Source organism: Caenibacillus caldisaponilyticus (assembly GCF_002003465.1).
GTDB lineage: Bacteria > Bacillota > Bacilli > Bacillales > Sporolactobacillaceae > Caenibacillus > Caenibacillus caldisaponilyticus.
This window is the reverse complement of record NZ_BDDQ01000050.1, coordinates 16,132-36,822: the sequence shown is the minus strand read 5'-3', so window position 1 is coordinate 36,822 and position 20,691 is coordinate 16,132. Positions and strand designations below refer to the sequence as shown.

Annotated in this window: 20 protein-coding genes; 16 read left to right on the top strand and 4 right to left on the bottom strand. The window is 53.5% G+C overall.

The genetic code is table 11. The features are described 5' to 3' along the window. Positions 1-3 precede the first annotated feature (3 nt). The 10 genes from pstB to CCB157_RS12915 all read left to right on the top strand — a co-directional run bounded on the left by pstB (position 4) and on the right by CCB157_RS12915 (position 9,866). Positions 4-816, top strand: coding sequence for a phosphate ABC transporter ATP-binding protein PstB (gene pstB, locus CCB157_RS12970; protein WP_077616305.1), 813 nt, complete (start codon positions 4-6; stop codon positions 814-816). Between the two features lie 170 nt (positions 817-986). Then, the gene (locus tag CCB157_RS12960) at positions 987-1,679 is read left to right on the top strand and encodes a winged helix-turn-helix domain-containing protein (RefSeq protein ID WP_077616303.1); all 693 of its coding nucleotides are present in this window, start codon (positions 987-989) and stop codon (positions 1,677-1,679) included. Beyond that, positions 1,676-3,094, top strand: coding sequence for a two-component system histidine kinase PnpS (gene pnpS / locus CCB157_RS12955; RefSeq protein ID WP_077616302.1), 1,419 nt, complete (start codon positions 1,676-1,678; stop codon positions 3,092-3,094). The genes CCB157_RS12960 and pnpS overlap by 4 nt, the downstream gene beginning before the upstream one ends. Before the next feature lie 369 nt (positions 3,095-3,463). After that, positions 3,464-3,952 (top strand): hypothetical protein, encoded by a 489-nt coding sequence (locus CCB157_RS12950; protein WP_143287045.1) that lies wholly within the window; start codon positions 3,464-3,466, stop codon positions 3,950-3,952. Positions 3,953-4,204: 252 nt separating this feature from the next. Then, positions 4,205-4,918 carry an MBL fold metallo-hydrolase gene (locus CCB157_RS12940; protein WP_077616347.1) on the top strand — a complete coding sequence of 238 codons (714 nt, stop codon included), beginning with the start codon at positions 4,205-4,207 and terminating at the stop codon, positions 4,916-4,918. A 260-nt stretch (positions 4,919-5,178) separates the two neighbouring features. After that, positions 5,179-6,843 (top strand): hypothetical protein, encoded by a 1,665-nt coding sequence (locus CCB157_RS12935; RefSeq protein ID WP_077616299.1) that lies wholly within the window; start codon positions 5,179-5,181, stop codon positions 6,841-6,843. Between the two features lie 535 nt (positions 6,844-7,378). Continuing rightward, complete coding sequence (locus tag CCB157_RS12930; protein ID WP_077616298.1) at positions 7,379-8,140, top strand: SDR family NAD(P)-dependent oxidoreductase; 762 nt, start codon at positions 7,379-7,381, stop codon at positions 8,138-8,140. 17 nt (positions 8,141-8,157) lie between these two features. After that, positions 8,158-8,610 carry an FAS1-like dehydratase domain-containing protein gene (locus CCB157_RS12925; protein WP_077616297.1) on the top strand — a complete coding sequence of 151 codons (453 nt, stop codon included), beginning with the start codon at positions 8,158-8,160 and terminating at the stop codon, positions 8,608-8,610. Further along, on the top strand, positions 8,607-9,017 hold the full coding sequence (locus CCB157_RS12920; protein ID WP_077616296.1) for a MaoC/PaaZ C-terminal domain-containing protein: 411 nt from the start codon (positions 8,607-8,609) through the stop codon (positions 9,015-9,017). The genes CCB157_RS12925 and CCB157_RS12920 overlap by 4 nt, the downstream gene beginning before the upstream one ends. Positions 9,018-9,089: 72 nt before the next feature. After that, a complete protein-coding gene (locus CCB157_RS12915) occupies positions 9,090-9,866 on the top strand; it encodes an SDR family oxidoreductase (protein ID WP_077616295.1) in 777 nt (258 codons plus the stop codon). Positions 9,867-10,131: 265 nt separating this feature from the next. On the opposite strand, the gene CCB157_RS12910 is transcribed toward CCB157_RS12915, so the two are convergent. Then, a complete protein-coding gene (locus CCB157_RS12910) occupies positions 10,132-10,788 on the bottom strand; it encodes a type 1 glutamine amidotransferase domain-containing protein (RefSeq protein WP_077616294.1) in 657 nt (218 codons plus the stop codon). Positions 10,789-10,865: 77 nt separating this feature from the next. Continuing rightward, positions 10,866-11,309, bottom strand: a complete 444-nt coding sequence (locus CCB157_RS12905; RefSeq protein WP_077616293.1) for a DUF4395 domain-containing protein — start codon at positions 11,307-11,309, stop codon at positions 10,866-10,868. A 735-nt stretch (positions 11,310-12,044) separates the two neighbouring features. On the opposite strand from CCB157_RS12905, the gene CCB157_RS12895 reads away from it, so the two are divergent. Beyond that, a complete protein-coding gene (locus CCB157_RS12895) occupies positions 12,045-12,986 on the top strand; it encodes a ketopantoate reductase family protein (protein WP_077616291.1) in 942 nt (313 codons plus the stop codon). Between the two features lie 242 nt (positions 12,987-13,228). On the opposite strand, the gene CCB157_RS12890 is transcribed toward CCB157_RS12895, so the two are convergent. After that, positions 13,229-14,056: a MerR family transcriptional regulator gene (locus CCB157_RS12890; protein WP_158077314.1), complete on the bottom strand. Its 828-nt coding sequence runs from the start codon at positions 14,054-14,056 to the stop codon at positions 13,229-13,231. A gap of 595 nt (positions 14,057-14,651) precedes the next feature. Here CCB157_RS12890 and CCB157_RS12880 point away from each other — a divergent pair. Genes CCB157_RS12880 through CCB157_RS12870 form a run of 3 tightly spaced genes read left to right on the top strand, consistent with a single transcriptional unit; the run spans position 14,652 to position 17,987 of the window. Next, positions 14,652-15,596, top strand: a complete 945-nt coding sequence (locus CCB157_RS12880) for an AAA family ATPase (protein WP_077616288.1) — start codon at positions 14,652-14,654, stop codon at positions 15,594-15,596. Next, positions 15,593-16,777 carry a DUF58 domain-containing protein gene (locus CCB157_RS12875; RefSeq protein WP_077616287.1) on the top strand — a complete coding sequence of 395 codons (1,185 nt, stop codon included), beginning with the start codon at positions 15,593-15,595 and terminating at the stop codon, positions 16,775-16,777. Before CCB157_RS12880 ends, CCB157_RS12875 begins: the two co-directional genes overlap by 4 nt. Then, positions 16,767-17,987 carry a DUF4129 domain-containing protein gene (locus CCB157_RS12870; RefSeq protein WP_077616286.1) on the top strand — a complete coding sequence of 407 codons (1,221 nt, stop codon included), beginning with the start codon at positions 16,767-16,769 and terminating at the stop codon, positions 17,985-17,987. Before CCB157_RS12875 ends, CCB157_RS12870 begins: the two co-directional genes overlap by 11 nt. A 212-nt stretch (positions 17,988-18,199) precedes the next feature. Here CCB157_RS12870 and CCB157_RS12865 read toward each other — a convergent pair whose 3' ends face one another. Then, positions 18,200-18,859 carry a histidine phosphatase family protein gene (locus tag CCB157_RS12865; protein WP_077616285.1) on the bottom strand — a complete coding sequence of 220 codons (660 nt, stop codon included), beginning with the start codon at positions 18,857-18,859 and terminating at the stop codon, positions 18,200-18,202. Between the two features lie 161 nt (positions 18,860-19,020). Here CCB157_RS12865 and CCB157_RS12860 point away from each other — a divergent pair, with 161 nt between their 5' ends. Next, complete coding sequence (locus CCB157_RS12860; protein ID WP_077616284.1) at positions 19,021-19,686, top strand: ATP-binding cassette domain-containing protein; 666 nt, start codon at positions 19,021-19,023, stop codon at positions 19,684-19,686. Continuing rightward, on the top strand, positions 19,658-20,632 hold the full coding sequence (locus tag CCB157_RS12855; protein WP_077616283.1) for an ABC-2 transporter permease family protein: 975 nt from the start codon (positions 19,658-19,660) through the stop codon (positions 20,630-20,632). Before CCB157_RS12860 ends, CCB157_RS12855 begins: the two co-directional genes overlap by 29 nt. Positions 20,633-20,691 lie beyond the last annotated feature (59 nt).

Here is a 20,691-nt window from a genome sequence, read left to right as displayed (position 1 = left end):
GGGATGTACGTGTTGACTTTGGAAAAGGAGAAAAGAATTGTTCAGCCGAACCCCGAGGCGATGGAAACCGAACTGAAGGTGAACAACCTCAACGTCTTTTACGGCTCAAATCACGCCGTGAAAAACGTGTCCATGGAGATTAAAAAACACGCGATCACCGCGTTGATCGGCCCGTCCGGTTGCGGCAAATCGACGTTTTTGCGCTCGATCAACCGCATGAACGATCTGATACCGGGCGCGGTTTGCAAAGGGGAAATCCTATATGAAGGGATCAACCTTTTGGATGCCTCCGTGGATGTTGTAAGCTTGCGCAAAGAAATCGGTATGCTCTTCCAAAAGCCGAACCCCTTTCCGAAATCGATTTTTGATAACGTCACCCACGGCCTGAAATGCGCGGGCATCCGTAAAAAGGATGTGCTGGAAAACGCCGTGGAAGAAAGCCTGAAACTCGCGGGATTATGGGATGAGACGAAAGACCGGCTCAAGCATTCCGCTCTGTCTTTGTCGGGCGGCCAACAGCAACGGCTTTGTTTGGCGCGAGCGCTCGCCATGAAGCCGAAGGTTCTCTTGCTCGACGAACCGACGTCCGCGCTTGATCCCGTTTCCACGGCGAAAATTGAGGAACTTTTAATGTCCCTGAAGAAGCGGATCACGATCGTCATCGTCACGCACAACATGCAGCAAGCCGCGCGCATTGCCGATCAAACCGCCTTCTTTTACGAAGGCACCTTGGTGGAATTCGGAAATACCCGCGATTTGTTTGAAAATCCGACCCACACGCGCACAAAATCGTATATCAGCGGCCAGTTCGGCTGATTTTCGCCGGCGCTTCATCCGTCGCCGGCGATCGGGACGCCGCGTTGCAGCGAACGCTGGACCGACGGCAAACCGCTTTTCTTCAATCGTTCGATGCTTGCCGTCCGATATGGTACATTATAAATAAAAAGAATGTTGAGGGGCGTGCGAATCGGTTGAAAAGAAAAATCATGGTCGTCGATGACGAACCGTCCATCGTCACCTTGTTGCAATTTAATCTGACCCAGGCGGGGTACGACGTCGTGACGGCCGGCGATGGGCTGACTGCGCTCGAAGTCGCTGAAAAAGAACAACCCGATCTCATCATCCTTGACCTCATGCTGCCGGGCAAGGACGGGCTCGATGTTTGCCGGGATCTCAGGTTTAAGAAAATCATGACCCCGATCCTCATGTTGACGGCAAAAGATGAGGAATTCGACAAAGTGCTCGGCCTGGAACTCGGCGCCGACGACTATATGACGAAGCCGTTCAGCCCGAGGGAAGTCGTCGCGCGCGTGAAGGCGATTTTGCGGCGCACCGCTCAGCCGGAAACCGCTTCGGAATCCAACGACGAGAAAATAACGATCGGCGAGCTGGAAATTTATCCGGGCCGTTATGAAGCTTTCCTTCGCGGAACGGAGCTTGACCTGACGCCGAAAGAGTTTGAGCTGCTCGTATATTTGGCGAGAAATAAAGGGCGCGTCCTGTCCAGGGAACAGCTGTTGGAGCGAGTATGGGATTATGAATTCGCCGGAGACACGCGCATCGTCGATGTGCACGTCAGCCATTTAAGGGAGAAAATCGAAGAAAATACGCGCAAACCGCTCTATATTAAAACCATCCGCGGATTGGGATACAAATTGGAGGAGCCGAAGAAAAAGTGAAACGATTCGAGCGGCAATTGAGCTTCGCCTTGGGCATGTGCTTGTCTTCAGCCGCCTGCATCGCCTGTTTTATCCTGCTCGTTCTCACTGAAAGTTGGCTTCTGGCGTTGGGCATCGACAGCCTGATTTTCCTTATTTCGTTCCTCGTCGTTTATCGGATGATGATCGGCATGACCGAACCTTGGGGCAAAGTCGTGTTTGCGCTTCGGCGGTTGGCCGACGGCGACTATCGGTACCGGGTGGAACCGTCCACGGACCGGTTCGGCGTTTTGGTGCCCTACATTAACGAACTCGGGCAAAAGCTCGAGAAGACGAGGCAATCCGTCGAAGACCAGCGCGATCAATTGAACACGATTGTTGAAAACGCGGCCAGCCCGCTGATTTTAATCGATGATAAAAAACGGATCATCCACGCCAACACCCTTTTTAAAAAAATGTTCCAGCTGTCGGACGATGAGTTGGCTTATCAACCCTACGACGCTTTATTGCCTTATCCGCAGCTCGTCGACATCATTCGTGCCACGTTCGCCAATAACCAGCCAATGAACAAACAGGCGGTGCTCGCTTTTTCTATTGAAAGGCGCCATTTCGATATCCATACGGCGCCGATTCAATTGAGCTCCCAGCCAAAAAAAGGCGTGGTCGTCGTCCTCCATGATATTACGGAGTTGAAGAAACTCGAGAAAATGCGCCAAGATTTCGTCGCCAACGTTTCCCACGAATTGAAGACGCCGGTGACGTCCATCAAGGGATTTGCGGAAACGCTTCTAGAAAACGACGGGCAAAACCCCGAAGTCGTTCGCCAATTTTTGCAAATCATTTGGAAAGAAAGCGAACGCTTGCAACATTTGATCAAGGATTTATTGGAACTCTCCAAGATTGAGCAGGAGTCGTTCCGATTGAACTGGGAAACGGTCGATCTGCAAGACGTTTTGCACGATACCCTTATCCTGTTAAAAGATAAAGCCGAAAAGAAACAGATCGCTTTCACCGTCCGAACGGAGGGCGACACGCGAATCGCCGGCGACAGCGAGCGCCTGAAACAAATGTTCATGAACGTCATCAACAACGCGATCGCTTATTCGCCGCCGGAAAGCACCGTCACCGTCGAATTGAAAGAAAAGGGCGATGTCGTCGATTGGGTGACCGCCGATGAGGGCATCGGCATCGAGGAAGAGGAAATCCCCCGCATTTTCGAGCGGTTTTATCGGGTGGACAAAGCGCGAAGCCGCGATTCCGGAGGGACTGGTCTCGGATTGGCGATCGTCAAGCATTTGGCGGAAGCGCATCGCGCGAAGATTGCGGTCAAAAGCCAGCCAGGCCACGGGACGACCTTTACGATCTCCTTTCGTAAACACAGACCCGAACCGCCGGCTCGTGAAGGTGAAGCTCACGCCGCGGCGACGCACCTCTGATTTTTCAGAAACCATTTACAACTCTTTAAGTTTTTGATACAATCATCTTACTTTCGAACGGAAAGAAGGGATGCAGGATGAAGAACAACGGTTTGTTTCAATGGATAGAAAACCGTCGTCGTTCTTCGCACCGCCCCTTCATGCCCGTCGACCGAACAGAGCGATTCCTTTCGTCTTAACTCGATACGGTTCAATCCGTCTTGACGATGAAGAGGGCGGTGCTGCGCCAAGTTTTTGGGCGGTACGCCCTTTTTGATTTTGGCGCCGACCGCGCGGGCGAAAGGGCATCCGGCAATTCAACAACACGAATCGCCATGCCTAAGCGTGCGGCCGCGCTTCATCACAAATTCATCGTCAGGAGGAAACGCATTGATCGCTACGCTTGAACAACTCGGTTGGAAGCCTTGCTTCCAAGAAGCTTTGGACGCGCTGGGCCGTTCTGAACTGGAAGCGGCCCGGATCGCGACGGAACATAAAGGCCTTTATCGTTTATACAGCGCACACGGCGAGCTTTCGGCGCGGCTGTCCGGCAACATGTTTGCCCGCGTGGAAGCGGGGGATCGCGGCCCGTTGTCGGCGATTGGGTCGCCGTCCTCGTCAGGCGTGATGCCAGGGAGGCTATGGGACTCCGCGGACGGTTTAAAGGCGGAATTTTGGGATATCGAAGCGCTTGCGGCGCGCTGCCGCTTCCGCGATTGCGCCCATGACGGCGAGCCGGGCTGCGCCGTTCAAGCGGCTCTGAAAGACGGTACGTTGCCCGCCGGGCGCTTGATCAGCTATAAAAAACTGCAAAGAGAGCTTGTTTACCTTGAGCGAAAACAAAACCGGAAGACAAAGGTTAAGGGAAAGAAAAAGTAGGGGAGACTATCGGCGCCCAAACGGCCGCCTACCTATTTAAGGGCGGCTCCCCATGTTCATCGGTTGCGTCATCAAGCGTTTGCGACGTTTGGGGCCGAGCGGAATCATAAGTGAACGGAAGACCGTCACACTGCCGGTTCATGCACTCGCCCGATCACGATTTTTGCCGACGGATCGAGCGGATTGGTATGATGAAAACGATCCGATCATTTCAATGGAGGTGAAGGAAAGCTCACGGCCGAGCTTTCTATGATGATGAAAATTGCCAACGGTATTGCTGTTTTGGAATTGGAAATGAACGCGGGCCGTCAGTTCGTCATCCATCCGACCCTTTTATGGGATGAGGAAAACGTCGTGCTCATCGATACCGGGATGCCCGGGCAATTCGCCGCCCTCCGTGAAGCCGTGGAAAAAGAAGGCGTCGTTTTTGATCGGTTAAATCGAATAATCTTGACGCACCAAGACATCGATCACATCGGCGGCTTGACGGCGATTTTACGCGCGTCAGATCATAAAATCGACGTCCTCGCTCACAAAGATGATCAACCGTACATAGAAGGCAAAAAACCTCTGATCAAAATGACGCCGGAGCGGATGGCGCAACTCTTGCAGGCGGTGCCGGAAAGCGATCGGAAGATTACCCATAAAGTCGACCAAACGCTGGTTGATGGGGACGTGCTGCCGTTTGCGGGCGGGATAACGGTCATCGCCACGCCCGGTCACACGCCCGGTCACATCAGCTTGTATCATCAACCGTCGAAGACGTTGATCGCGGGTGATGCCATGATCGTTGCCGACGGCCAACTGTCCGGCCCCAATCCGGCCGTGACGCCTGATATGGACACGGCGCTCGCGTCGCTCCGCAAATTGGCGGCCTACGATATTGAAACGGTTGTCTGTTGTCACGGCGGCATTTATCGCGGCGATGTCAACGCGCGCATTCAGGCATTGACGGAAGGCCGCTAATGGCTTAAATTAAAACGTGGGAAAATGAGACGGACGACCGCCTAGGCAGGCTTTACGCCTTGGCCGGTCGTCCTTTTTATTGGACGCGTCAAGCGGCTTTTTTAGGCAAAGGTGAAACCGGGCGTTCCGGCTGCCCGTATATTAAGAGGAACGGCAAACGGTGCGAATCCATTTGCATTTTTTCGCATGCGTCCGCACAAGCGGCCGAAAGCATTCAGGCTTTACATCATTGTTGAGACATTGGAGTCAGGAGGATTTGAATGGTCTATTTGTTGTCATTGCTGGCGCTGACATTGAACCCGGCGATCTGGAGAACGTACGGCCGGAGCAAGGGGTTTTTGATCATCCAAGCGCTCCGCTTGCTCATCGGGCTTGCCATCGTATTTTTCTTCAATTATTTTGTTTTGGTCGACCACACGATTCAAGCGCTGATCAGTTACGGCCTATTTATCTGGGCGATCTTTCTTTTCGCCGACGGGATTTTCATAAAAGCGAAGCGCTTTTATGCCACCCCCCTGGTCGGGCTTCTCTGTGCGCTGGCCGGCGCCTATATGGTCTTTGTCTACCCGTTGACCCTCGCGGATGACAAGTATGCGTTCGTCAACGCCAAAGCGAAAGTCATTTCAGGGAAGACGGATTCCGTCGACGAAAAACATATTCCCGTCGTTCCGGAAGAGTACGCCCGTTACCGCAGCGAAAAACTGTTGGGCGAGCTCCCGCATTCCTCATATTACGACTTGGGCGACTCGACGTTGCAAAAAATCGACGGCACGTTATATTGGGTAACGCCGATCGAATATACCGGATTTTTTAAATGGCTCAAAGCGGATGCGGTTCCCGGTTACATTAAAATGAACGCCGAAGATGAAAATGCCGAACCCGAATGGATCAAAACCGATATGGTCTACATCCCGTCCGCCTATTTCGGGCAAGATCTGAAAAGGCACGTCCGCGCCGGACACCCCTCGGAAATTTTGCTCGATCCGAGCTTTGAGCCGGACGACAACGGGCATCCATATTACGTCGTTCCTTATGGGAAGTACAATAAATTCCGCAATATCTTGGACATCAAAGGCATCTATCTCGTCGATCCCAAGACGGGAGCGGTGAAATCATATCCCATGGGCCGGGTGCCGGCGTTCGTGGACCAAGTGATTCCGACGAAAGTGGCCGAGGATTGGAACGATTGGTACGGGCGCTATGTCCACGGCTTTTGGAACGCCCATTTCTCTCAAGAGGACGTCAAACTGCCGACCCACTGGAAAGGGCAGGATGAAGTGAACGGCGTCTTCGACCACCGCTTGGCGTTGAATTGGTTCACCGATTTCACCCGACCGAAGTCGGGAAGCGGCTCGATGGTCGGCTTTTCCATGATCAACGCGCGTACCGGGGCCTTGTATTATTATAAAGACGCCAACGGGACGCTCAACGGCAAATCGGCGATGAACGTGGCGGAGAAAACGTTCCGCGCCCAAAAATATGTCGCGGGCACCCCGACGGTTTATATGATTTATGGCCAATTCACTTGGGTCGTTCCCCTGATGGACTCGAACCATGTGTTGCGTGAAATGATGCTGATCAACGCCAAGGATGAAAAGGTATACAGTGCCGGTGAAATCAAACGCAAGCTGTTCGACGATTATAAATACGCCTTGGCGACCAAAATGGGCAACGATCGCACGATCCCGACCGATGTCGCCGATCTGAAAACGTTGAGCGGCATCGTCACTCACGTTTACAAAGCGGAGAGCGACCACGGCACGATCACGAAATTCATGATTAAGGGCTCTGACAAAATCTTTGAAGTGTCTTCGAGCGATTTTCCGTATTCGATCTTTCTGGAAAAAGGCGTCAAGGTCGAAATCAAATACATCGACACCGATGAGGTCGTGGCGACCGTCGACGACTTTAAGATGTCGCCATAAAGCGCGGAGTAGAGGGATTCCGCCCACCGTGATCCGCCTTGCCTCGCCCCTTCATAAAATGGGGCGGGGTTTTTTCTTTTGAAAGGGGAGCTTGGCGAACGGCGGCGGCTCCACAAAGCACAACGGCTGCTTCCGCCCCGCAAATATCCAAATAGGACAGATAATTAGCGAACGACTGAAAATATTGACATTGATTATGTCATGCGTTACCATTTTTATAATCCGTGTATGTGAAGACCTCGATGGCCGATGGGCGCACGAACGCGGTGGACGGAGCTTTTTAAACGGATGGAAATGACAGCGCTTGCAAGAAAGTGTAAAAGCAGACGAAAGCGCTTCCTGTCGCCGTACATGTTTATGGGAATCCGGACGCGGAGGGAGCGACGGCGTTTCGCAACGGAGCGGTTCAGAAAACCGTTTCCGCCGGCGCCGATTGGTGGATCCGCCCATCCGGGGGGTTGGGCGGTTCGCTGTTTTTCATCAGCGGCGTTGCACAAGCCGTATCATATATGAGGGAGAAACGGGGGAATGCTGAATGAAACGTTTTTCGGGAAGAGTGGCGTTTGTCACGGGAGCCAGCCGCGGCATCGGCAAAACCATTGCCGAAAGGTTTGCGGATGAAGGCGCGAAGGTTTGTCTCCTCGATGTCAACGGTGAAAACTTGGAAACGACGATTTCGGAATTTAAGGCAAAGGGGTACGACGTCATCGGGCAAACGGCCGACGTTTCCGTTCGGGAACAGGTCGAGGCGGCGGTTCGCGCCGCCGTCCAGACCTTCGGAAAAATCGATATCCTCGTTAACAACGCCGGCATCATCCGCGACAACCTCTTATATAAAATGACCGATGACGATTGGGACGCGGTCATGAACGTTCATTTAAAGGGCGCGTTCCTCTCCGCCCGGGCCGTTCAAAAATATATGGTGGAAAACCGCTACGGGCGGATCATCAACATTTCGTCGACTTCGGCCCTCGGAAACCGCGGCCAAGCCAACTATGCGACCGCTAAAGCCGGGTTGCAAGGCTTTACGAAGACGCTCGCGATTGAGCTCGGTAAATTCGGCATCACGACCAACGCGGTGGCGCCGGGCTTTATCGAAACGGATATGACGAAAGCGACCGCCGAGCGGCTCGGCGTGTCCTTTGAAGATTTCATTGCCTACAACGCCGCGCAAATTCCGGTCGGCCGCATCGGCAAGCCTGAAGATATCGCGAACGCCGTCCTGTTTTTCGCGATGGAAGAGTCCTCGTTCGTCAACGGCCAAGTCCTCTATGTCGCCGGCGGTCCGACGAATTAATCGGGAGGGGAAAAAGGATGTTTGAAGCGGTCATCGGCAAACGTTCGAAAAAAATCTTGAACATCGTTGAACGCGGCGCGGTCAAAAAGTTCGCCGAAGCCGTCGGCGATCCGCATCCCCTTTACTTCAACATTGAATTCGGGAAAAAGTCCAGATACGCGGCCAACATCACCCCGCCGACTTTTCCGCAAGTTTTCGATTATGGAACGGTGGAGGGGCTCCGCCTGCCGGAAGCGGGCCTCATTCACGGCGAGCAGTCGTTTGTTTACAGACGTCCTCTCCGCGTCGGGGAAGCGGTGTATGGTTACACCGTCGTCGAAAGCTACGTGGAAAAACCCGCGCGCTCGGGAAAACTTGGCTTTTTGACGCTGAAACGCGTCGGTGAGGATGCTCAAGGCGAAGAAGTGTTTCACAGCCGTTCCGTGATCATTCTTACGGAGGCCGTCCGAAGGGGGATGGCCGACGCATGAAGCTAGGCGATCTCAAAGTCGGCGACGTGTTGCCGCCGCTCCGCTGGCCGCCGGTTTCGCGCCTGGATTTAATCAAATATGCCGGCGCCTCGGGCGATTACAATCCGATCCACACCATCGATGAAGCCGCCGAACAGGCCGGCTTGCCCGGCGTCATCGCCCACGGGATGCTGACGATGGGCCGGATGGGCAAGCTGTTTTCCCCTTATTTCGAGGAAGGTTTTATTTCGTCGTTTTCGACGCGGTTCACCGGGATGGTCTTTTTAAACGACGAGATCACCATGACGGCCAAGCTGGTGGCGAAAACGGATGATGTCCTCACGTTCCAGGTCGAAGCCGTCAAACAGACCGGAGACACCGCCGCCCGTGCGACGGTAGTTTTTAAACTGTATGATGCAATGGATTAAGGCGGCGGACCCGGGCGTCGCGGAGGTAAAAGGGGCGGCATCTCAAAAGGCTTAACGGAAGGAGGGGGTGGTGTGAACCATCATCCTTTGTTTGATTTAACCGGAAAAACGGCGATCGTCACGGGAGGCGGGCGCGGGCTCGGCGAATACATCGCCCGCGCCTATGCCGAAGCGGGCGCGAACGTCGTCGTGTGCTCGCGGAAGGTTGAAAATTGCCGCGAAGTGAGCGATTCATTGAAGGAAACGTACGGTGTCGGATCGCTCGCGTTCGAGTGCGACGTCACCAAACCGGACGACGTGCATCGCGTCGTGCGGTCGACGCTTGACGCCTTTGGAAGCATCGACATTTTGGTCAACAACAGCGGGACGACATGGGGCGCGCCCGCTCTGGAATTGCCCCTTGATAAGTGGGAAAAGGTCATGGCCGTCAACGCGACGGGCACCTTCATTTTTTCCCAGGCCGTCGCCAGAGAGATGGTCAAACAAAAGCGCGGAAAAATCATCAATATGGCGTCGATGGCCGGCCTGATCGGCACCCATCCGAGCATGATGGACGCCGTCGCCTACAGCGCGAGCAAAGGGGCCGTCCTGTCGTTCACGAGAGATCTCGCCGTCAAACTCGCCCCGCACAACATCCAGGTGAACGCGATTGCGCCGGGTTTCTTCCCGACGAAAATGACCAAGGCCGTCTTGGAACAGATCGAAGAAGTGCTATTGGCGTTTACGCCGGCCGGGCGGCTTGGCTCCGCCCGCGACATCCAGGGGGTGGCGTTGTTCCTCGCTTCACCCGCTTCCGATTACGTCATCGGGCAAACGATCGTCGTCGACGGCGGCCAAAGCTGCATGTGAGCGGATCGGGCGGGAGAAAACGCTCATGGCGGTAAGCATTGGTATGGTGCGTCCCGCCGGCGCGCTTTTGCCGTGCCCGAGGGGCAGACGGCCCGGTTCAAATGAAGCGTTAACGAAAAGGCACAAGGCGGGGCGAATCGCCGCGCCCGACCGGTTCATCAAAACGTGAAAAAGGCGGGCATACCCGCCTTGACCCATTTCATTATGGATTCATTCGAAACCGTCAGTTGGGGGTCCAACAAACCACCCTCAGACCGAGGAGCCTTTATTCGGCTTTAAGCAGTTCGACGACCTTCAGCGCGATGCTCCGGCTCGATTGGGGATTTTGTCCGGTCACGAGGTGGCCGTCGACTTCCACGTGGTCGCTCCATTTTTCCTTGGCGACGAACTTGGCGCCGAGTTCGCGGAGCTTGGATTCCAAGAGAAACGGCATATAGGCGTCCAATTTCGAAGCCCGTTCTTCTTCATCCGTAAAGGAAGTGACGGTCTTGCCGGCGACGAGCGGCGTGCCGTCGCTCCGCGTTGCGCCGACCAAGGCGGCAGGGCCGTGGCAAACGGCCGCGATCACTTTCTGTTGATCGTCGAAACGGCGGATGGCGTCTTGAACCGATCGGTCGTTCGGAAAATCAAACATCGTGCCGTGACCGCCGGGGAAGAAAAGGGCATCATAGGCATCCGTTTGGATATCCGCCAATTTCACCGTATCGTCCAACAGCGCTTTTTCGTCTTTCCATTCGTCGTTCAAGCTGCGCGGATCGACGGGAGCGGCGCCGCCCTTCGGACTCGCGACGGTCACTTCAAATCCGTTTTCCTTGAACACTTGATAAGGAACGGCAAATTCTTCGAGCCAAATGCCGGTGCGGTGTTCTTCGTCGATGACGGCATGGTTCGTGACGACCATTAAGATTTTTTTGGCGCTCATGCCAAAACCCCCTTCTAAAAAATCCTAAGGTTAATTTTTATTATAAATGGAGGAGGCGGTGCCGTTCACGCGAAGCGCTATTGTTCGGTTTTCGCCATTTTCCGCCGATAACGGTACTGATGCCATTGATAATGGATGAAGCAGCCGATGCAAAAACCGCAAATCGCGATGCCGGCGGCGAGGGCGACCGCAATCGTAAAAACGTAATAGGCGGCGGTCCAATGAAGCAGATAGCCCGCCAACCCGCCGGCCAAGCAAATCGTCGCGATCATCTGGTTAAATCTTTGTTGGGCGGCATCTTCGGGAATATATTCGTTGGCGGGTTTTCGCAAAAACAAGCGGGCGATCTTCATGACGGGATTGAAATTAAAAAGCAATCCGCCCAGGCCGGACAAAAGCGGGATCAGCAAGAGCCAGCCCCAGCCGGTCACCCACCCAAGCACCGTCGATAACACGATCACCCACTGGTTCGCACGAACGAGGGGCCGGGGGATGGAGGCCGGTGTCGCTGTATTTTCCATTCCAAACCCAACCTTTCCAATAGGATTTATGGTTAAATTCATTTTATGAATTTTGTTCGGGGTTTACAATTCATTTGCATTAAAAGAAGACCGAGCCGCAACGGACACGGGAAAAATGAAAGCGGAGATCAAAGGTTGTCCGGCCGAATTCGACAACGACCGCTGCCGCCTTGCGAACGCGGGCGAGAAACAGGACCGGAAGCGGCGAAACCGGCAACCCGGCGCCGTCGAATTTTTCCTCCAGGGCGATTCACAGCGCGCGAATCGGTTCATCAAATAGATTCCAACGGCTTTCAATGGCGGCGGCGTCCCCCATTCGGGAGAACAGACGCGGTGGACGGAACCACGCAAAGCGATGGGGGTCATCAAAAGATTTGTAGACATATAAAATGCCTTAGACTGAAAATCAACGGCAGGCCCTAAATCATAGCCTTGGGTTTCATCCTTGGCGCTTGAAAAGGGGCGGACACGAAGCGCCGGCCCATCGGGGATGACCCCGATTGTCTCCATCCGAATCAGAGCGGAAAATCAATGTTAAAAGGAGTTTTAGCTGCGAATCGCGAATGACCATCAAAGAAGCTTGTGGGAATCTTAGAAGCGGTGGAAAGTCTTTTGAAAACAGAAAAGAACAATAGTGAAGGTCTTTTAAATGAAGACGCGGGGGACCGCGACCACTCATCCGCGAAAACTTCGCGGCGGTCCTTTCAATAGATAATAGTACAGGAGGGATGAACGATGAAACTCGTTGTCGTCGGCGCGGGAGCCCTGGGCACTTATTTTGGCTTAAGGATGTGGGAAGCGGGCCATGATGTGACCTTTCTCGTCAGGGAAAGACGAGCCGAACAAATCAAAAAGAACGGTTTGAAGATCGAAAGCGTTCACGGGAATGTCGCATGGGAAAATCCCAAGGTGGTCACAACGCCCGATGAAGTGCAAGAGGCCGATCTCGTTCTTCTTGCGGTGAAAGGCTACCATCTGGACGGCGCGCTCGCTTCCGTCCGCGCGCTCGCGGACAAGGGGGCGGCCGTTTATCCGGTTTTAAACGGCGTGGAACATATTCCGCGCCTGCAAACGGCCGTCGGCCATGATGCGGTGTTCGGCGGCGTCGCCTATATCGTCGCGGCGCTCAATGACAAGGGCCACGTCGTTCATACCGGCGGACAGCATACCTTTATTTACGGGACGTTTTCCGGCGGCGACCATCCGGTCATCCCCATGCTCAAAGAGGCGTCTCGGCAAGTGAAGATGGAGCTCGTTCACAGCGATGACATTCAGCGTGCGATGTGGCAGAAGTATGTATTTATCACCGTGTTTTCCAGTTTAACAACGGCGAGTCGTTTGCCGATCGGAGCGATCCGTGAGGTCGAACCGCTGCTCGCGCTCGGCGTTAAAGTTTTGGAGGAGATGGTTTCATTGGCGGAAGCGTCTGGGATTCCTCTGCCGGATATGTCCGCAGCCGGTTTGGATACGCTCCGCGCCTTTCCGGATGAAGCCACTTCCTCGATGCATCAAGATTTGATCCATGGACGTCCGCTGGAAGTGGATCATTTGCTGGGCGGGGCCTTGCGGATCGCCGCGCAAAAAGGCATCGATGTGCCGCATGTGGAAACGTTGTATGCGTTGCTGAAACCCTATGAAAAAGGGCCTCATCCGTTAAGCAGGGATTTCCGAGCCTAACCAAGCGGCGTGGATGGGCTGGCGTTTTTTCCGCCGGTTGGGTGCGGATGCCGGGGAGGCCTTTGGACGGCGTGACGGGCGGGCAGGAACAAGCGATTCACGAAGAGGTGACCTTCCGAGCCGATGTGACAGAATAACCCCTCGGGCGCGCGGATCGGCGTGCGCCGAGGGGGTTAAAAGCTTTAAAGACCATCGGTAAAATGCGATTGCTTAAAGGCGGGGAATACCCCCGCCTTCTTCATTTATTCCGCCTCTTGGTTCCGCGCTTTGTAAATCGCCATGGCCCGGTTCAAAAAGGCGGCTTCTTCAGGGCCCCACGGCGGGCCGACCGGCGGTTTTTCACCATCGGGCAATTGGTTAAAATGCTCCCACCATCGTTTTAAACCAGCTTCGATTTCCGGATCCCCTTTGGTGAATTGGGCGAGGAGATCGATTTGAAGCTTCGCGGCGGCTTGGGCTTCGGGATCGCCGGGATCGGCGTCTTCCGCAACCAGCCGTTTCAACGTCTCGCCGAGCGCCGCGTATTGCGCGTCGACCCGCTTTTGGTCTTCTTCGGTCCATTCTCCCCATTGCGCCATTTTCCGTTTGGCCGCTTCGGAGTACGATTTGTTGCTCAGCTCTTTCAATTTTTTTTGCTGTTCGGGCGTGAAATATTTGTTCACCCAATCTTTTTTCTGTTCCATTTGCATCACCCGGATCACTTTAATGAGGGATTCCCAATCGCATCGGTTCGATTGCAGGAGTTTTTCGGTTTCTTCCATCGCCCTGAGGATGCGATCGATTTGCGCCCGCTTTTCCAACATCATCGCTTTTTGTTGGGCGATCATGTCCTGAAGCCGGGACGGCCCGGTTTGCAAACATGCTTTGATTTCCTCAAGCGTGAAGCCGAGATATTTCAAAGCGAGAATGTTTTGCAGCTTGACAAGGTCGCGGTCCGTATACAGCCGGTAACCCGACTCCGTCACCTTTGATGGGGGCAGAAGCCCTTCTTGGTCGTAATAATGCAGGGTGCGAACGGATACGGCGGCTTTTTGGGCAAATTGCCCGATCGTGTAAAACGTTTGATCCAAGGTGTTTCCTCCTTTCTGATGCGAGTATAAAGTATGACGTAACGTCAGACTCAAGAGGTTTTCAACACTTTTTTCGGGAAAGGTTTGGGTGCATTCATTTCCATAAAATCATGATGAAGTTTTTCGGTTTCTATCCAAATGAAGAAAACAAAAGGGATCCGGACTTTCGGGTTGACACCTGTTGGGATGAATCAATGTTCCGATGCGCGCCAGGGAGACGTGCAAAATCCGTTTTCTTGCGCTTTCCCGGAAAACGTGCATTCAAAGCGCGGGCAGGGGAAACTTGGTTCAAGGAGCCAGCGGAGAGTATATGGGAAACGGGGCTCTAAGAAAAAAAGTCAACTTGGAAACATACAGCAACGAACTCGTCAACATCATCAGTAAAGCCATAAAAAGCATTTAGATCAACTGCGGGCTGTTTCGACAGCCCGTATTTGTTTTTTTCGTCATCCATTCATACCTCAATACGTTCAGTCAGGCGTATGGAAGGCCACACCGTTTAGCGAATTTTGATCTCCATTTACTAATAGTTAAAAAATATATATAATTGAACAAAATAAAACAATATTTTTATCGATTCGCGGGGGGGCCTATCGTGAAAAAAGAACTTGAACAGCTAAAAAGCAATATCGGCCGTGTCCTCATCGGCAAAGAGCGCATCGTCGAGCTGCTCATGATCACTTTGGTCGGTAAAGGCCACGTCCTTCTGGAAGACGTTCCGGGAACCGGCAAGACGATGCTCGCCAAGGCGCTCGCCAAATCGATGGCGGGAACTTTTAAAAGAGTCCAGTTGACGCCCGACGTGTTGCCGAGCGATATCACCGGCATTCAATTTTTTAATCCGAAGGAACAGCGCTTTGAAATCAAGCCCGGCCCGATTCTGACGAACATCTTGCTCGCCGACGAAATCAACCGGGCGACGCCGCGGACCCAGGCGGCATTGCTGGAAGTCATGGAAGAACGGCAAGTCACCATCGAAGGCGAGACGATTCCGATCGAATCGCCTTTCATGGTCGTCGCCACGCAAAACCCCGTGGAACAGCAGGGCACGTTTCCGCTTCCGGAAGCGCAAATGGACCGCTTTTTCATGCAAATCCCCGTCGGCTATCCGGATTATGAGGAGGAAAAGCGCATGCTCCGCCTTTACCGGAACGGCGAACCGCTCGAGACGGTTCAGGCGATTTTCAGCCTTCAGGATATCCTGCGCATGCAGGAGGAGGCGAGAAGCGTCCGGATCACCGAGGATGTGGAAGATTATTTGTTGCGCATCGTGCGCGCCACGCGCGAAGACGAGTGGGTCGAAGCCGGCGTCAGTCCGCGCGGGACGCTGGCGTTCATGCGCGGCGTGCAAGCGCGCGCATACCTTTACGACCGCGATTTCGTCACCCCGGATGACGTCAAGGCGCTCGCGCCCTTTATCCTTTCGCACCGCCTTGTCCTGACGATGGAAGGGGAAATGCGGACGACGAAAGCGCAGCTCATCCACCGCATCATGGACCGCATTGAAGCGCCGGTGGAAGCGGGAGCCGTGGACAAATGACGTGGTCCGTCTTCCGCGGCGCCTCGCTCTGGACCGATCTTTTTTCCGCGATCGGCGCCGTGCTCGTTCTCTTCAGTTTGTTATCGGGCAGCGTCCTCTGGTTTTCTGCAGGCGCCGTCCTGCTCGTCTTCGGCATTTATCCCCGATGGTATTTGACTTATTTAAGCAGCCGTCTCTTTTTTCAGAACGAGACGGAAAAAATCTATCTGTCCCAAGGTGAACAAGGCCGCTTGCACCTCATTTTTGCCAATCGGGCAAAACTGCCGGTCGTCTTTGCGACAGTCGAGTTTTCCATGGACGATTATGTGGCGGTCGAAGAAGTCAGGCAGTGGTACGGCGGCGTTTATCAGTTTGAGATGGCGCTCGGGGCGGGGGCGACCGAGGCGTTCGCCGTTCCGGTCAAAGCCGTCTCCCGCGGGCTGGCAAAAATGAAAAACTTGCGCGTCAAATTGTACGACCCGCTGCGGCTGGCGAGCTTGACGCTTTCCTATGATTTCCTCCGGAAGGAAGTCGTCGTCTACCCGAAGCGAAAAGCGGTGGCCGGACTCGAGGAGCTGTTCTTGCAGATCGAAGGCGCGCATCCACGGCAACGCTCGATCTTTCAAGATCTGACAGCTCCGATCGGAACGCGGGAATACGCGCCTTCGGATCCGTTCAAGCACATCCATTGGAAGGCGAGCGCGCGCACCGGCCGCCTGCAGACGAAGCTTTTTGAAAAAACGTCCGGCATGACGTGGAGCATCATCATTCTATTGGACCGCGAGATCACGAAACAAGGGCGGATCGATCTGGAAGAAGAACTCGCTTGTGCGGCGACGCTTTGTTCCGAAGCGGCCAAGCGGGACATCGATGTCGAATGGTTTGCCAACACGAAACCGATGGGACGTTCCTCCGTTGTCCGGTTGGACGCGGGGAGCGGCCGTGCCCATTCCATCAAATCGCTTGAGTTTTTGGCGTTGATCCAATTTCATCATATAAAAACCCGGCCGGCATACGCGCTGGCGGAAATCGACCGCGGGTTTCACCGCCCGCGCGTGATCATGGTGATCAACCACACTTCAATGGCGGAAACCGAGCGGTTTTACCGGAAGTGGCGGCGAAACGGCCACGCCGTTTACCGCATTCATCCGGACGGCTTTCTTCAATCGGTGTGGACAGAGGGTGATAGACTTGCGAAATGAAGCCCGCGTTTGGATCGGTGTTTTGTCGGTCCTCATCGAAGGCCTCGTCATTTTTCTGTTTCTCGTTCCGTTTGCCGGAGGGGAGCAGCCGTGGCGGCTGGCGGAGCCTTTTGCCGCGATGGCGGCCGTCATCGCGGCCGGTTTCCTCTTTTCAAAACCGGGCCAAATGCCGCTGTACTACGGAGCCGCCGTCGCCGCTTTTATCATCGGCAAGCTGCTCGGCGTGGCGATCGGTTTGGATTTGGCGGCTGCCGTTCTGCTCTTTTGGCGGACGGCGGCGGCGCTTCGCGGCCATACCGAACGGAATCTTTGGCCGATCTATTTGATCACCGCCGGCGTGGCTTTCTTTTATGCATTTATTTTCGGTTTCTTTGACCTGTCCTTTCTGCACCCGGCGTTGTTTATGCTGTTGTTTGCCATGCAAACCGTGCTCGTCTTGGCGCTCCGCTTCGCCCAGGCGGCCCGCAGCGGGAAGGCGTGGCGCAAAGTCCCGGCCTCGTATGCGCTGGCTTTTGCCGTGCTCGCCTTGGCCGTTGTGCTCTTTGCTTTGGTCGGGCCCTTCTTGCGCACGGGATTTCTCTATGTGGCGGAAGGAGCGGCTTACGTCATTTACTATGTCTATGTGGGCGCGCTCGGTCTAATAAAAGCGATGCGCGGTGACTCACTGGATGCTGGAAAGTTGGAACGGTTGCGCAATCGAAATTTCCATCCCAAAGAGCGACATTGGTCGGACGTGAACCCGCATCATTCCTTCGGTTGGTTGACTTGGGTAGGAATGGGGTTGCTGCTGTTCATCATCGCGCTTCTCGTCATTTACGTGCGCAACCTGATGAACGAGCGAAAAAGCCTCATGGCGTTTCGCCGGCAACTCGCGGGGGAAGCGTATGCCGCTCCGCTCGGGCGCGGCATTGCCGCCGGACGCCGGCGCAAGCCGAGGCCGCCGAAGGATCCCGTCCGTTATGGTCTCTTTCGCATGGAAACGGAGCTGGGGAAAGGGGAGAAAGGACGAAGAGCGGGGGAAACCATCGGCGAATGGTTTGCGCGCCTTCCGGTTGCCGCAGAGGAGAAGGCGTTGATCCGGTCCGTCTACGAAACCGTCCGCTACGGCCATCAAAGCGTTGGCCGTGACGAGCGGGTCCGTTACAAGCAAGCGGTCGACGCCGTCATTGAAGCGATGAAAAAGCGGGAGAAAGACGAAAAGAGCCATTAAGCGATCAAGCGCGTGAACGCCATTCAGTCCATGCGGGCGGTTTCCCCGCTCGCCATCAATTTTATCTATTGGTTTAAAGAGTTGCTCGTTCCTCGGTTCCACGTTCGACAGAGCGGGAATTGTTCTGTATTTGATCCGGGGGCATCGGCCGTATTTTTGGCGGCCGGGATTCGGCGATATTCATCCTTTAAGGTGGACAGCCGGCTGCATTCTCAGGAAGTTTGTTCTCCTTCGCGAGCGCGTGCCGCTTCCTTCAACGGGTCGGGCAGGGCACTTTTTAAGTGGATCGTGCCGTTCAGGCTGACGATTTGCCAGCGGCAATCATGAAATTTCAATTGGGTCAGGCCGCAATTGTCAAAGACGAGCCGGTCGCAAACGGCCGTGAACGTCGTCCCGAGAAGGCTGGCGGTCACCGCTTTGAGCGGCCCGCCGTGCGTGACGACGGCGATGCGGGCATAGCGGTAGGCGGCGCTTTCCAGTTGCGCCATGAAATGTTTGAGGCGATTTTCCATGTCCGTTACGTGTTCCCCGCCGAAAGGGCGCAAGTCGAACGGATCGGGGTTGGCGGTATACAGGGCGCCGAAACGCCGGACGGCTTCTTCTTTGGTTAAACCTGATAACGCGCCGCAATGCGTTTCTCTTAACCAATCGGACGTTTGAATGGCGTGATCGGGAAAAATGATCCTCGCCGTTTCGTAAGCCCTTCGGAGATCGCTGGAATAGACGAGATCGAAAGGGACGAACCGCAGCGCTTCTCGGGTCAGCGCCGCTTGTCGCCTCCCTTTGTCGGTGAGCGGGAAGTCCCCCCAGCCTTGATGAACTTGATAGCGGTTTCCTTCCGACTCGCCGTGCCGGATCAACCATACTTCCATTTTTTAAACCTCCTTGCTGAAGAATCGGGCGGGTCAACGTCAACATTGTAGCCGACCGTCTTGGAGAAGATGGCGTGAGGGACTGACATCACGAATTTTGGGCGCTTCATGCGGACACGCAAAGTTTGAATTTTACTTTTTTAAGAGAAAGGGCCGTTTCGATGATTACCGTGAAACATCTGACTAAATCTTACGGAAACCATGTGGTGTTCAAGGACGTTCATTTCGAAATACCGAATGGAAAGATTGCTTTTGTTATGGGGGAAAACGGCGCCGGGAAAACCACGCTGCTAAAGTGTTTGCTCAATCTGGAAAGCTACCGCGGAGAAATACGGTATGACGGGAAGCCGTTACAGGATGTGCGCCGGGATGTCCATATTCTTTACGATGATGTGCCCTTATATCTGAATCTCAGCGGTTATAAAAATATTGAATTGTTGTTGGCCCGACCCGTGAAAACCGAACAAATCAAAGAAACGGCGCATGCGTTTCTGCCCGACGAGGTGTTAAAAGCCAAAGTCAAAACCTATTCCTATGGTCAAAAGAAAAAGTTGGGCCTGATTCTGGCCGTTCTTTCAAAACCGAAATATTTATTTTTGGATGAAGCCTCAAACGGTTTGGATTATGATACAATGGAAGATTTTCGGAAAACATTGTTAAATTGGGCTAAACAAATGACGATCATTGCCACAGGCCATCAATTTGAGTTTTATGCACCCATCATTGACGAACTTTTCATACTGAAAGAAAAATCCTTGATTCATTTGAAGCGTTTTAAAGAAGAAGGCGGTGATTTGATTGAAGCTTATAAAAAGTATATTAAATAACATCGGAAAGGAATTCAAATATCTCGTTTACTCTTATGCCTTGCTTTTGATCTTCACCGCCGTTTTGGCGCTTTCCGTATGGAATTTATATCTTCAGATGAAACAAGCGGAGAACAACTATCAGGAGTATCTCCATAGCCGAGCGGAATATGAAAAACAAGGCATGGATATTGAGAAAGCCTTGCATGCTCCGTCAGATGTGCAAAAACAGGAAAATGGAAACGGAAGTGAAATTGAATTTGTCGATAATGTCCTTAAATATGATTATGACAATGTCTCGAAGGCTTTAACGATTATGAGGGCGAACCGAATCCTCACGCAAACATTGGAATGGCTGTCCTTTTTCTTTTTCCCGTTGATATTTACGATTTACGGGCTGTATGTGGCCACCTATGACTTTAAATACAAAACATACCGGATAAAAGCCGTGCAAACCGCGTGGTATCATCTTTTGCTCGCCAAACAATTGACCGTCTATTTGTCCATCTTGGCTGTCGTCGTCGTCACCTTGGCACTTTCCTATCCCGTCGGCCTGTTCTTTTACCGTCGGATTTCCGGGAACATTCCCATTCACGACTTTCATCTTAATGTGCCGATGGAGCACCATGTGCTCTGGCAATTTTTGCTGAGCCTATTTATTTGTTTTTTATTCTCCACCCTTGGTTTTTGTGCCGGCGTGGTCTTTCAACGTTTTTCGGCGCCGGCCATCCTCTTTGTCGTTTATCATTTCCTCATTCCCTTTTTGGGGAAATATGATTTGCGGAATATGGTCGCCGTCTTGGGACACAAGGTGTTTTCCTTTTATGGCAATTTTCAATTGGTTAAACCGGTGGCGGTTCCGGTTCCTTTGGCGATTGTTCTTCCGATCGTCTTCGTGATCGTGTGCACCCTTGCCGCTTATGGGATCGCGATGAAGCAGAGCAAATACGTGAAAGGCCATTTCTAAAAGGGTTTTGAGAGATATAAAGAGGAAAGGTTCATAAAGGGGGAAGAGGATTGGCTGCC

What these genes read in the sequence shown, in the direction of transcription:
- pstB (WP_077616305.1), top strand. Translation starts at nt 4, where the DNA reads ATGTACGTGTTGACTTTGGAAAAGGAGAAAAGAATTGTTCAGCCGAAC.
- CCB157_RS12960 (WP_077616303.1), top strand. Translation starts at nt 987, where the DNA reads ATGGTCGTCGATGACGAACCGTCCATCGTCACCTTGTTGCAATTTAAT.
- CCB157_RS12940 (WP_077616347.1), top strand. Translation starts at nt 4,205, where the DNA reads ATGATGAAAATTGCCAACGGTATTGCTGTTTTGGAATTGGAAATGAAC.
- CCB157_RS12935 (WP_077616299.1), top strand. Translation starts at nt 5,179, where the DNA reads ATGGTCTATTTGTTGTCATTGCTGGCGCTGACATTGAACCCGGCGATC.
- CCB157_RS12930 (WP_077616298.1), top strand. Translation starts at nt 7,379, where the DNA reads ATGAAACGTTTTTCGGGAAGAGTGGCGTTTGTCACGGGAGCCAGCCGC.
- CCB157_RS12925 (WP_077616297.1), top strand. Translation starts at nt 8,158, where the DNA reads ATGTTTGAAGCGGTCATCGGCAAACGTTCGAAAAAAATCTTGAACATC.
- CCB157_RS12920 (WP_077616296.1), top strand. Translation starts at nt 8,607, where the DNA reads ATGAAGCTAGGCGATCTCAAAGTCGGCGACGTGTTGCCGCCGCTCCGC.
- CCB157_RS12910 (WP_077616294.1), bottom strand. Translation starts at nt 10,788, where the DNA reads ATGAGCGCCAAAAAAATCTTAATGGTCGTCACGAACCATGCCGTCATC.
- CCB157_RS12905 (WP_077616293.1), bottom strand. Translation starts at nt 11,309, where the DNA reads ATGGAAAATACAGCGACACCGGCCTCCATCCCCCGGCCCCTCGTTCGT.
- CCB157_RS12895 (WP_077616291.1), top strand. Translation starts at nt 12,045, where the DNA reads ATGAAACTCGTTGTCGTCGGCGCGGGAGCCCTGGGCACTTATTTTGGC.
- CCB157_RS12875 (WP_077616287.1), top strand. Translation starts at nt 15,593, where the DNA reads ATGACGTGGTCCGTCTTCCGCGGCGCCTCGCTCTGGACCGATCTTTTT.
- CCB157_RS12865 (WP_077616285.1), bottom strand. Translation starts at nt 18,859, where the DNA reads ATGGAAGTATGGTTGATCCGGCACGGCGAGTCGGAAGGAAACCGCTAT.
- CCB157_RS12860 (WP_077616284.1), top strand. Translation starts at nt 19,021, where the DNA reads ATGATTACCGTGAAACATCTGACTAAATCTTACGGAAACCATGTGGTG.